This is a genomic window from Synechococcus sp. H60.2 (genome assembly GCF_047462315.1).
Taxonomy (GTDB): domain Bacteria; phylum Cyanobacteriota; class Cyanobacteriia; order Thermostichales; family Thermostichaceae; genus Thermostichus.
In genome coordinates this window covers 1-11,042 of the sequence record NZ_JANSIZ010000075.1, presented here as the reverse complement: position 1 = coordinate 11,042, position 11,042 = coordinate 1, and the positions used below count along the sequence as shown (strand labels likewise).

The 11,042-nt window shown below is 59.6% G+C and carries 12 protein-coding genes; 7 read left to right on the top strand and 5 right to left on the bottom strand.

What is annotated here, in order from left to right; all coding sequences use genetic code 11:
- The coding region (locus NW845_RS10875) for a DNA topoisomerase (RefSeq protein WP_414378517.1) at window positions 1-1,898 on the top strand (1,898 nt) is incomplete at its 5' end.
- A 233-nt stretch (window positions 1,899-2,131) separates the two neighbouring features.
- Here the strand turns inward: NW845_RS10875 and NW845_RS10870 are convergent.
- From NW845_RS10870 to grxD, 4 genes are all read right to left on the bottom strand, one after another.
- Window positions 2,132-3,694, bottom strand: a complete 1,563-nt coding sequence (locus NW845_RS10870) for a B12-binding domain-containing radical SAM protein (RefSeq protein WP_414372224.1) — start codon at window positions 3,692-3,694, stop codon at window positions 2,132-2,134.
- Between the two features lie 453 nt (window positions 3,695-4,147).
- Window positions 4,148-4,498, bottom strand: coding sequence for a phage holin family protein (locus tag NW845_RS10865; RefSeq protein WP_414365975.1), 351 nt, complete (start codon window positions 4,496-4,498; stop codon window positions 4,148-4,150).
- Window positions 4,499-4,537: 39 nt separating this feature from the next.
- On the bottom strand, window positions 4,538-4,840 hold the full coding sequence (locus NW845_RS10860; RefSeq protein WP_414378515.1) for a BolA family protein: 303 nt from the start codon (window positions 4,838-4,840) through the stop codon (window positions 4,538-4,540).
- A 7-nt stretch (window positions 4,841-4,847) separates the two neighbouring features.
- Window positions 4,848-5,186 (bottom strand): Grx4 family monothiol glutaredoxin, encoded by a 339-nt coding sequence (gene grxD / locus NW845_RS10855; RefSeq protein WP_414365983.1) that lies wholly within the window; start codon window positions 5,184-5,186, stop codon window positions 4,848-4,850.
- A gap of 186 nt (window positions 5,187-5,372) precedes the next feature.
- On the opposite strand from grxD, the gene cysE reads away from it, so the two are divergent.
- From cysE to NW845_RS10835, 4 genes are all read left to right on the top strand, one after another.
- The gene (cysE, locus tag NW845_RS10850) at window positions 5,373-6,203 is read left to right on the top strand and encodes a serine O-acetyltransferase (RefSeq protein WP_414378513.1); all 831 of its coding nucleotides are present in this window, start codon (window positions 5,373-5,375) and stop codon (window positions 6,201-6,203) included.
- 188 nt (window positions 6,204-6,391) lie between these two features.
- Window positions 6,392-6,736 (top strand): hypothetical protein, encoded by a 345-nt coding sequence (locus NW845_RS10845; RefSeq protein WP_414378512.1) that lies wholly within the window; start codon window positions 6,392-6,394, stop codon window positions 6,734-6,736.
- Between the two features lie 186 nt (window positions 6,737-6,922).
- Entirely contained in the window at window positions 6,923-8,809 is a 1,887-nt protein-coding gene (locus NW845_RS10840; protein WP_414378511.1) for a BamA/TamA family outer membrane protein, read from the top strand.
- 64 nt (window positions 8,810-8,873) lie between these two features.
- Entirely contained in the window at window positions 8,874-9,242 is a 369-nt protein-coding gene (locus NW845_RS10835) for a hypothetical protein (protein ID WP_414378510.1), read from the top strand.
- On the opposite strand, the gene NW845_RS10830 is transcribed toward NW845_RS10835, so the two are convergent.
- The gene (locus NW845_RS10830; RefSeq protein ID WP_414366727.1) at window positions 9,239-10,321 is read right to left on the bottom strand and encodes an Mrp/NBP35 family ATP-binding protein; all 1,083 of its coding nucleotides are present in this window, start codon (window positions 10,319-10,321) and stop codon (window positions 9,239-9,241) included. The genes NW845_RS10835 and NW845_RS10830 overlap by 4 nt on opposite strands.
- A gap of 311 nt (window positions 10,322-10,632) precedes the next feature.
- Between NW845_RS10830 and NW845_RS10825 the strand changes: the two genes are divergently transcribed.
- A complete protein-coding gene (locus NW845_RS10825) occupies window positions 10,633-10,713 on the top strand; it encodes a hypothetical protein (protein WP_414378519.1) in 81 nt (26 codons plus the stop codon).
- 60 nt (window positions 10,714-10,773) lie between these two features.
- Window positions 10,774-11,022 (top strand): hypothetical protein, encoded by a 249-nt coding sequence (locus NW845_RS10820; protein ID WP_414378509.1) that lies wholly within the window; start codon window positions 10,774-10,776, stop codon window positions 11,020-11,022.
- Window positions 11,023-11,042 lie beyond the last annotated feature (20 nt).

Below are 11,042 nucleotides of genomic sequence, written 5' to 3'. Positions count from 1 at the left end.
CCCCTCCTTTTACCACCTCCACGCTGCAACAGGAGGCCAACCGCAAGCTGCGCCTGTCGGCTCAGCAGACGATGCGCATCGCCCAAAAGCTCTATGAAGAGGGCTACATCACCTACATGCGTACCGACTCGGTACACCTGTCGGAACAGGCCATCCGCGCTGCCCGCGCCTGCGTGGAGTCGATGTACGGCAAGGAGTACCTCAGCCCCGAACCTCGGCAGTACACCACCAAAACCAAGGGGGCGCAAGAAGCCCACGAGGCCATTCGTCCCGCCGGGTCAGAATTTCGCCTGCCCAGCCAAACCCCCCTCACAGGGCAGGAGCTAGCCCTCTACGACCTGATCTGGAAGCGTACCGTCGCTAGCCAAATGGCCGAGGCACGACAGACCCACACCATTGTGCTCATCACGGTGGATGATGCGGTGTTTCGGGCCAGTGGCAAGCGCATCGATTTTCCCGGCTTCTTCCGCGCCTATGTGGAGGGATCCGACGACCCAGAGGCGGCTTTGGAAGATCGGGAAGTGCACCTGCCCCTGTTGCGGCAGGGGGATCCCTTGAGCTGCCTGCAGTTGGAGCCGGTGGGCCACGAAACCCAGCCGCCGCCTCGCTTTACGGAGGCTTCCCTGGTCAAGGTGTTGGAAAGTGAGGGGATTGGCCGCCCCAGCACCTACGCCACCATCCTGAACACCATCATGAGCCGTGGCTACGTGAGGTCGATGGGGAACGCTCTTGTGCCCACCTACACAGCCTTTGCGGTTACCGAGCTACTGGAAAAATACTTTCCCAACTTAGTGAACACCCGCTTCACCGCCGAGATGGAGCAAACCCTCGATGACATCGCTTCTGGCCAGGCAGACTGGCTGCCCTATTTGCGCCACTTCTTTCTGGGAGAGCAGGGTCTAGAAGGCCAGGTGAAGGCGCGCGAGTTGGAAATCGACTCCGGCCTGGCCCGCTCCATTCACCTGGAGAACCTGCCTGTCAAGATCGGCATTGGCCCCTACGGCCCCTATGTGTCGGTAGAGACTGAATCGGGAGAGGTGCGCGCCAACCTGCCGGAGGATATTCCCCCCGCCGATCTCAGCGCCGAACACATCGAGGAACTCATTCGGCGCAAGCAGGAAGGTTCCAAGCCCATCGCCTTCCACCCGGAAACCCAAGAGCCGGTCTACGTGATTCCCCAGGGTCCCTACGGCCCTTATGTGCAGTTGGGGGAAGTGTCGGAGAAGAACAAAAAGCCCAAGCGCACCTCCCTCCCCAAAGGGCTGAAGCCGGAGGAGGTCACCCCTGAGATTGCCCTCGAGCTGCTCAGCCTGCCGCGCACGTTGGGGGAGCACCCAGAGTCGGGGAAGAAGGTGCAAGCAGGGATTGGCCGCTTCGGCCCCTACGTGGTCTGCGACGGGGATTTCCGCTCGCTGCCTGCCGATGAGAATGTGCTGACCATCAGCTTGGAGCGGGCGCTGGAGCTGCTGGCCCAGCCCAAAAAAGGCCGTGGGCGCGGCTCGGCCAAACCCCTGCGCGAGCTGGGATCCCATCCTGAGGATGGCGAAGCGGTCACTTTGCACGACGGCCCCTACGGGCTGTATGTCAAACACGGCAAGGTCAATGCTTCTTTGCCCAAGGAGATCCCTGCCGAAGCAGTCACCCTGGAAATGGCCCTGCAGGTGTTGGCCGAAAAAGAAGGTTCTTCTGTCAAAGGGAAAGCCCTCTCAACCAGCAAAGCCAAAATGAAGGCCAGCATGACAGGCCAGCAGGCCAAGGCGGCTGGACTGCGGCAGCGGCGCGGAGCACAAGCAGCTTCCACCGGCGGTGGGATGGCCAAGGAGCCCCAGGCGAATGGTTCAGCTCCGTCTAGATCCCGTTCCACCATTTTGAAGGTCACTCCCAAAGCTAGCTCCTGAGGACAGCTTCTCAGGTTGGGATGGCACCAGACCCCCTGCTTGGGGTGGAGTAAGGAGCCGGTGCAGATGTTAGGGCTGCGGATTCAAGACAAAAGAGCTGTTCAGGGAACCCCACCCCAGCGGCTGAACAGCTCCACGGCCAACCAATCTCCAGCGGTCTAGGCCTGCAGAGAGCCCCCCTGAAGAGCCCAGAGGGATCCCAGCCCCAGTGCTGCAAACTGTCGTCGTCGCATTTATCCTGACGATGAGTCGGCAGGCAACGGATCGTATCCTAGTTGCTGGCTGAGGCGAGCGCGGGCCAACTCCCGGTACTCCCAAAAGTGTTCCCCTGCCGCGCACAAACCCAAATACAGGTTCAGCAGGCTGGGCTTGCGCCGCCAAATTGTCCACAGTTGTCGCCAAAATTGGGCGCGAATTTGCGGGTGGCGGATCCCTTGTTGCCAAATGAGCTGGAGAAGGAGGTGGATCCCTTTCTGAAGGGGCAGCCTCATCACTTGTCGCCGGCCTGCTTTAACCCCTATATTCAGGCATTGTCGCAGACAACGAGAGAGATATCGCGCCGGCTCATACAACTTCCAAAAACTCTCCAGATATTCCCGGGCAATTTCAGATGGAGAACGGGTGGGAATAAAGTTCATCAGCGTGTTTTGATCCCCAAATTCGGTGACGCCAATTCCCTCCAGCAACCGCTGCTCTTTTTTGAGGCGATTCCACAGTTGGGTGTTGGGTAGAGCCTGTAAAATGCCCAACATCGGCTGAGGAATACCGGTCTGCTCGACAAAAGCCTGAATGCGCTCCCCCGCACCTGGCCGCTCTCCGTCAAAGCCCAGAATAAACCCGGCGTAGATCAACAGCCCAGCATCGTTGATCTTGCGACAAGCCTCTACCAGGGGGTGGCGGGTATTCTGTAGCTTTTGAGTCATCTGTAAGCTGTCTTGGTCTGGGGTCTCAATACCCAGAAAGACCGCATAGAACCCCGCTTCTACCATCAACTGCATCAACTCTTCATCTTCAGCTAGGTTGACAGAAGCCTCTGTCATAAAGGTAAATGGATAGTTGCGCTCCTTGCTCCACGGGATCAGCTCGCGTAAAAATCGCTTGACATTGCGCTGGTTGCCGATAAAGTTGTCATCCACCACAAAGACCGAGCCACGCCAGCCCAGGTCGTAGAGGGCTTGCAGCTCGGCAAGCATTTGGCTTGGCTCTTTGGTTCTGGGCTTGCGTCCATAAAGAGAGATGATGTCACAAAACTCGCAATTAAAGGGGCAACCCCGCGAGAATTGCACTGACATCATGAAGTATTGATCCATGCGCATCAGGTCAAATCTCGGCAGAGGGCTTTGGGTGACATCTGGCTTTTCTGTGGCTCGAAAAATGCCCACTTCTTGCCCAGATTCTAGAGCCTTGACAAAAGCCGGTATGGTCACTTCCCCTTCGTCCAAAACCAGGTAGTGGGCTCCAGAGTCGAGAGCATCTTGGGGCAGAGAAGTGGGATAGGGCCCTCCCACTGCCACCTTTTTACCCAATTGCACAGCTTTGCGAATTAAGGCGTGAAAATCCTGCTTCTGCACCAGCATGGCCGACAGGATCACCAGGTCGCACCACTGCCAATCGGCTTCCGTTTCGGGGGCAACATTGCGATCCACAAAGCGAAGCTCCCAGTCCTGGGGCAACAGAGCGGCAACTGTGATCAAGCCCAGAGGTGGCATCAGTGCTTTCAGACCCACCATCTCAATGGTGCGATTGTATGACCAGAAAGATTGGGGAAAGCGAGGATAGAGCAACAACGCCTTCATACCCGTCAGCTCCTAAATTGTAGATTCTGATCTAACACGGGCCGTTCCAAGCAAGTTAAAGACTCTCCTCTGGCCCTCTGCACTGCTGCAACCATCTCTACAAAAAAAGGAGCTGGAGATCTACACAACAAGCAGTTTGGATGCGATTTGCAATAACCCTGGCGTGCTGTTTCCTATTTCGAGTGGCTGTGGTTGTCAGCAACAAAGATAGAGGGCTAGCGGGATACAATCTTGCTGAAGAGAGGTTCGAGGTGGCCTGGCAGGACTTTATCCCGGCTTGTGCGAGCGCACGAATATCCCAGTTCTTGGTTCAGAGTTGAAACCTACCTATAATGGATTTTCCAGCATTAAGCCAAGTATGGAAACACCTCCCTGGCTAGGAGGGATCCTAACCAGTCGCTTGCTGGATCACAGGATGCTGAAAGGTTTTATCCCTTCACGAGAAATTCAAGCCTAGCTGGCTTGCTCGAAGATGCGCTGAACCAAGCCGCTGACGAGGGAGAGCACGATGGCACCGACAAAAGCCCAACCAAAGTTGTCGATGTTGAAAGCATCTCCGGCCAAGAAGTCGGCAATGGCTAAGCAGATGCCGTTTAAAATCAGCCAAAACAAACCTAGCGTCAGGATTGTAATCGGCAGGGTGATCAACTGCAGAAACGGCTTCACCAAGCTGTTGACTAGCCCAATAGCCAGTGCCGCTACCAAGGCACCTCCAAACCCGGAGACGTGTATCCCGGGCAAAAGCCAAGCCAAAATCATCACGCTCAAGGCCGACATCAGCCAGGTGGCCAAAAGAGCTGCCATACTTCCTCCCTTACCCCGCCGGGGCAGCCATTTCGCCCTCTATGCTATCCAATCGTGAGAGATCCCGGCTGCCGCCACCTCTTCTGGGCTGTAAGTTTGCAACGCCAAAGCATGGATACTCTGCCCCATCTCCTCTGCCAGAGCGGCGTACACCAAGCGGTGTCGTTGCAGAGAAGTTTTGCCGGCAAACAGAGGCGACACCACCTGCACGCGGTAGTGCCCCCCGGATCCCTGCTGCCGTCCCCTATGGCCAGCGTGGCGGTGGGATTCGTCCTCTACATAGGCGTAGGTGGCCTGTAGCTTCTCGGCCAGGAGCTGCCGAAGGCGGTTCGGGGTGAGCATGGGATCTTCAAGATTGAGTGCTGGCCTTGGCAAAAGCCGCCTCCACCAGGGGGCGCAGCTCGTTGCGGGCGTGCATCTCTTGGAGGATGTCGCAGCCGCCCACAAACTCCCCGTCAATATAGATCTGCGGGATAGTAGGCCAGTTGGAAAACTCTTTGATCCCTTGGCGAAGCTCGGGATCCTCCAGCACGTTAATTGCCGTGTAGGGGAAGCCCAAGCTATCCAATATGCGAACGGCAGCGTAGGAAAACCCACATAGGGGCATTTCTGGGGTGCCCTTCATATAAATCAGCACTTTGTGGGTACGAACCTGGTTGCGGATTTTCTCTTCCAAAAGGGGATCCAGCATGGTAGCCAGCCAGTTTAGCGACAACAGGGGACAGGCAAATTCAGCTCCTATCGTAATCTCATTTTCATCCACTTTTGACGAAAAGCGTCAACAGGCATCCTGGAGACTGGCGGGGGCTCCCCCTGCTGACGACAAAAAGTGCTAGAAGGGGAAGCAGTGGAGGTTTCTCACCGGAGGCCATTCATGCTAACGGAGTCCTCTCGCGCCAGCAGGACAAAGTCCTCTCGCGTTAGCGGGACGGAGTCCTTGCCGTCGGCGGTGGAAAGCCCTGAGACAGGGGGGAGTGATTCTTCCTCTTCTGCCAAGCCGGAGCCAAAACTGGGGTTCTGGCAGCAATTCTGGGAAGACATCGACTGTGTCTTCGAGCGGGATCCGGCGGCGCGCAACCGCTGGGAGGTACTTTTCACCTACCCCGGGGTACATGCTCTCTTCCTACACCGCATCGCCCATTGGCTGTGGCAGCGGCGCTGCTTTTTTCTGGCCCGCTTGCTCAGTTTCATTTCTCGCTCCTTTACGTTGATCGAAATCCACCCGGCAGCCCGGATTGGACGGCGCTTTTTCATTGACCATGGTTGTGGCGTGGTGATCGGGGAGACGGCGGAAATTGGCGATGACGTCACCCTCTACCACGGGGTTACCTTGGGGGGCACCTCTTGGACCAAAGGTAAACGGCATCCCACCCTAGAAGATGGGGTGATCGTGGGCACAGGGGCGAAGATCCTGGGGCCAGTTCGCATCGGCGCCAGAGCCCGCATCGGGGCCAATGCAGTGGTGATTCAAGATGTGGCCCCCGGCATGACGGTAGTCGGGATCCCAGGTCGAGCGGTCATCCCACCCCATCAACGCCGCATCCCCGCCCACGGCATCGACCTCGATCACCACCTCATGCCTGACCCGGTGGGACGGGCAATCGAGCAGTTGTTGCACCGCATTCAAGAGCTGGAAGCCCAGGTGGCCCGTCTTAGCCAAGAGCGGGAGCGGGCCCAGCCAGATGGTTCAGGGGCGGGTGACTAGCTCGGCAGTATCCGCATGGGGGCGTAAGTTTCTGAGGCTTTCCCTGGAAGAGGGCAGAGTTCGCAGCTTCCTCAGGCGCAGGGGAGAAGCTTGCCCTGTTGCGTAACCCTTTTTGCGGCAAAGGGGTGGAGCCATTTCAGCAGGGCGAGCTAGGGTGCTAGCATCTCGGCTCTACGGGGAAAACGGTGATGATGTCGGCCAAACCCCTCTCTGGGGCAGCAGCTCTGCTCTGCCTAGGCCTAGCTCCAGCCGCTCTGGCCCAGACGCTCCTGCCGGAGCAAACGGTGCTCCTCGACAGCAGACAGAACAGCGCCACCCCTCTACAAAGCAATGTCCTACAAAACATTGTCTTCGTCGTGCCCAACACCCCAACGCAGCACTTCGCCGGCAGATGGGGTTGGCGCAGCAGCCCCTCACCGCCCCCTGCCCCCATCACAATCCTTATCCTCAACTCCCAAGCCAACTTGGCCGCCGAGGCAGGCGAGCCGCAGAGTTGTGGCCAGCGCTGCCAGGGATCCCTGCGCCTGCCGTAAAGAAGAGGCGGCTGCTTGCACCTCAGACTGCCCAAGCCCGCAATCCGGCTCGCGGCAATGCTCGGATCCCCAGGGATGGGGGTTGATATAATTCAGGGCAATTGTCCACCGCTGGGCGGCAGAGGGTTTTAGCGCAATCTTGGCCCGGCTTTCCAATCTTTGTGGTGTGCGAGGCGAGGGATCCCTATGAATTGTTCCAGGCAGCTCTGCCCTTGGCTAGCTTCAGCCCTGACCTGTGGGATGGTGCTACACACCGCTGCAGCTTGGGCACAGCCCCAACCCGGCACCCTGGATCTGCGCACCGGTGGCGATGCCCCCGCCCAACCCACCCCCACACCTACCCCCGCCGCCGGCGAGCCAGAAGTTGAAGTTTTGGTGGCAGAGGTGGTGGTCGAGGGTACCGACGACCCAGAGCTGATCGAGCAGGTTTACAAAGTTATCCGTACCCGCGCCGGCGAGGTCTCCACTCGTTCCCAACTCCGGGAAGACATCAACGCCGTGTTTGCCACCGGTTTTTTTGCCGATGTGCGGGCGGTGCCTTCCGATACGCCTCTGGGGGTGCGAGTTACCTTTGAAGTCAAGCCCAACCCCACCCTCAAAGCCGTGCGCACGGAAGGGGCAAAAGTTTTGGATCCGGAGGTGCTCCAAAAGGCCTTTGCCGACCAGGAAGGGCGGGTGCTCAACTTTGGCAAGCTGCAGGCAGCAGTGGCCGAGATTGAGCAGTGGTATGCCGACAAGGGCTACGTGCTGGCCAAAGTGACAGATGTGCGCTCCTCCGAAGATGGCACCCTCACCCTAGAAATTGCCGAAGGGGAGATCGAGGATATTCGCGTGCAGGGCAACACCAAAACCCGCGACTTCATCATCACCCGCGAGCTGAAGTCCAAGCCAGGGGATGTGTTCAACCGCAACCAAATCCAGGAAGACCTGCAGGCGGTTTTCAACCTCAACCTCTTTCAGGATGTAAATGTGGGGCTCAACCCCGGCCAGGATCCCGACAAGGTGGTGGTGGTGGTGAACGTGGAAGAGCGCCGCACCGGCACCTTGAGCGGCACCATCGGCGTCAGCTCGGCCACAGGGGTCTTTGCCGGCCTCAGCGTCTCCGAGGAAAACCTGGGCGGCAACAACCAGAGCGCCAGCTTCAATGTGCAGTTGGGCACCAACGAAACTCTGTTTGATTTGAACTTCACCGACCCGCGCATTGCCACGTTGGAGATCCCCACCTCCTACAACGTCAACATCTCCAACCAGCAGAGCTCCAGCTTTGTTTTCAACGAGGGATTGACCTTGCCCAACGGGGATCCCGTGCGCATCAACCGGCTGGGCGGCAGCGTCACCTTCTCGCGTCCCATTGGGGGCAATTGGCGGGCCAGCTTGGGCACCCGCATCCAATTTGTGGAAGCCCGCAACAGCAACGGCGAGCAGGAGCGCTTTGACGTGCTGGGCAACCCGATTACCTTCAGCGCCAGCGGCCAAGACAGCTACACCACCCTGCGGCTCGGCCTCGTCAACGACAGCCGCGACAACCCCAACAGCCCCAGCCAGGGATCCGTCTTTCGCATCTCCAGCGAACAGTCGGTACGTCTTTTCGAGAATGGCCTCAACGCCAACCGCCTCGAGACTAGCTACAGCCAGTTCATTCCCGTCAAACTGTTCGAGACCCGCAGCGAACGACCGCAGGTGCTGGCCTTTGACGTGCGGGCGGGCACCACGATTGGCGACTTGGCTCCCTACGACGCTTTCCCCATCGGCGGGGGCAGCTCGGTGCGGGGATTTTTTGAGGGTGGCGTCGGCTCCGGTCGCAGCTTTGCCACGGCGACGGCGGAGTTGCGCTTTCCCCTTTTCGACCCGGTGGGGGCAGTGGTCTTCGCCGACTACGGCACCGATCTGGGCAGCGGCGCGGCGGTCATCGGCAATCCTGCGGCGGTGCGCAACAAGCCGGGCAGCGGTTTGGGGCTGGGGGCCGGTATCCGCATCCAATCTCCCTTGGGGCCGCTGCGCATCGACTACGCAATCGGGCAAGGGGAGGCCGGCCAGGCCCAACTGCACTTTGGCATTGGCGAGAAGTTCTAGCTTGGCGGTGGATCTGCTGCCGGCTTGCTATGGTGGGAGCAAGTGCTCGTGAGGGAAGCAACTGATGAAACGGCAACTTGGCCAATCGTTCCGCGGCGGATCTTGGGTACTCTTGCTCTGCGTCAGCCTAGCCCTGGCAGGGTGTGGGCCGTTGGCGCGGCTGGGCATCGGCACAACTCCCCTCGCCCAGATCGAACAAAATCCTTCCCGCTACACCAATGTGTACGTCCGCGGTCGTGTGGTCAATCAAATAGGCGTGTTTGGCCAGGGCATGTACGAGATCCAAGACAACAGCGGCTCCCTCTGGGTCATCACCAACAAGGGCCTGCCGGCCATGAACAGCACCGTAACTGTGCGTGGCAAGGCCCAAGAGGGCATTGTGCTGGGGGGACGCAGCTTTGGGGTCTCGTTGGTGGAAGCAGAGCGCTTCTAGCCGGCCCCCAAAGCCAGCATGGAGACGCGGCCCGCCAAAGTTTTGGCAATTTGCCGCAGGGCCTGGGCCGAAGCCGACTCGGGCTGGCCGACCACAATCGGCTGACCCGCATCTCCCCCTTGGCGCAGGGCAATCTCCAACGGGATCCGCCCCAGCAGTGGGATCCCCAGCTCGCGGGCCGTGGTCTCTCCACCGGCTGAGCCGAAGATATCGTACTGGCGATCCGGTAGGTCGGGTGGAATGAAGTAGCTCATGTTCTCGACAATGCCAAGGATGGGCACCCCCAACTGGCGAAACATGTTCAAGCCCTTGCGGCTATCCAGCAGGGCCACCGACTGCGGCGTAGTGACGATCACAGCTCCCGCCAGCGGCACCGCCTGCACCAGGGTCAATTGCGCATCCCCGGTGCCGGGGGGCATGTCCACGATGAGATAGTCCAGCTCCCCCCACTGCACCTGGTAGAGGAATTGCCGGATGACGCCGTTGAGCATCGGCCCCCGCCAGATCACCGGCTGATCCCGCCCCACCAAGAGACCCATCGACACCATCTTGACGCCGTAGTTCTCCAGGGGGAAGATGTCCTCGCCGCCGTCTTCCCGCTTGCGCACCAACAGAGACTGATCCTGCAACCCCAGCATCAGCGGCACATTGGGGCCGTAGATATCGGCATCCAGCAGCCCCACCCGCGCTCCGCTCTGGGCCAGGGCAACCGCCACATTCACCGATACTGAGGTTTTGCCCACCCCCCCCTTGCCGCTGGAGATGGCGATGATGTTGCGCACGCCGGGGACAGACTGGCGATCCGGCAGGGAGGGCGAGCGGGGAGTTTCTGCTGTAACCGTGACCTCGATGGTTTCAACGGGAGCCAGGCGGCGGATGGCAGCCTTGCACTCCTCGACGATGAACTCCCGCAAGGGGCAGGCCGGTGTCGTCAGCACCAGAGTAAAAGCCACCCGCTCCGGCTCGACGCGAATGTCGCGGATCATGTTCAGTTCCACCAGGCTGCGGCGCAGCTCCGGATCTTGAACCGGGCGCAACGCCTCAAGGATGGCGGCAGCATCGAGGGTGGAGGTGGTCATGGCATCAAAAATGAGGTAACGGCTCTATTTTTCACTCTAATCGGTTTTTCTCCAGGGTCCTCGCCCGCTGGCAGGACAGTTGCGAAACTGTCTGCCAACGCTGGCCCTCTGTAGCCGACTGGCCTAGGCTGGCTCTGGCCGACGGAGGAGGGCAATGGTGCAAGCGCTGATTGCGGGAGTCGGGTTGTGGTTGGGACTCACATTCTTGGCCCCGTTGATCCCTCTGCTGGCAAAGAGCCACTGTCTCCCCTGAGCGGCAGCCCACCTCGGCCTGGGATCCCTCCTGCCGCTACTTTTCTCGCTCACCCTATCTGCCCTGTGCCGTGAACCCCCTGGGCCCCTGTCGCTGCCCTCATTACGTCGCGCCTCCAACCGCTGGGGAAAAAGAATAAGCTGGAGTCTGTACCCGTGCCGATGTTCCAGGAAAAGGGTGGGTGGAGCCGGGCAAAAGTATGGAAATTCGTCCTGCCACGCCTGAGGATGTGCCCGTTCTGTTTGATCTCATCTGCGCTTTGGCCGAGTACGAGCACCTGAGCCACCTGGTAACGGGATCCGCCGAGCTGCTGCACGCAGCCCAAGTGGCCTGCCAGCCAGGCTCAGATATCCACCACCTGCCCTTCCCCGTCAGCCCAGAAGCCCTGCTGGTGGCCCTCACCACCACCGACCTGACCAGCTCCAGTCCCGTTCTGCCGCGGCTCTAGGCTGGCCTAGAGAGCTTCCC

What these genes read in the sequence shown, in the direction of transcription:
- NW845_RS10860 (WP_414378515.1), bottom strand. Translation starts at nt 4,840, where the DNA reads ATGCTCACCCCGAACCGCCTTCGGCAGCTCCTGGCCGAGAAGCTACAG.
- NW845_RS10865 (WP_414365975.1), bottom strand. Translation starts at nt 4,498, where the DNA reads ATGGCAGCTCTTTTGGCCACCTGGCTGATGTCGGCCTTGAGCGTGATG.
- NW845_RS10835 (WP_414378510.1), top strand. Translation starts at nt 8,874, where the DNA reads ATGAAACGGCAACTTGGCCAATCGTTCCGCGGCGGATCTTGGGTACTC.
- NW845_RS10820 (WP_414378509.1), top strand. Translation starts at nt 10,774, where the DNA reads ATGGAAATTCGTCCTGCCACGCCTGAGGATGTGCCCGTTCTGTTTGAT.
- NW845_RS10830 (WP_414366727.1), bottom strand. Translation starts at nt 10,321, where the DNA reads ATGACCACCTCCACCCTCGATGCTGCCGCCATCCTTGAGGCGTTGCGC.
- cysE (WP_414378513.1), top strand. Translation starts at nt 5,373, where the DNA reads ATGCTAACGGAGTCCTCTCGCGCCAGCAGGACAAAGTCCTCTCGCGTT.
- NW845_RS10845 (WP_414378512.1), top strand. Translation starts at nt 6,392, where the DNA reads ATGATGTCGGCCAAACCCCTCTCTGGGGCAGCAGCTCTGCTCTGCCTA.
- NW845_RS10840 (WP_414378511.1), top strand. Translation starts at nt 6,923, where the DNA reads ATGAATTGTTCCAGGCAGCTCTGCCCTTGGCTAGCTTCAGCCCTGACC.
- NW845_RS10870 (WP_414372224.1), bottom strand. Translation starts at nt 3,694, where the DNA reads ATGAAGGCGTTGTTGCTCTATCCTCGCTTTCCCCAATCTTTCTGGTCA.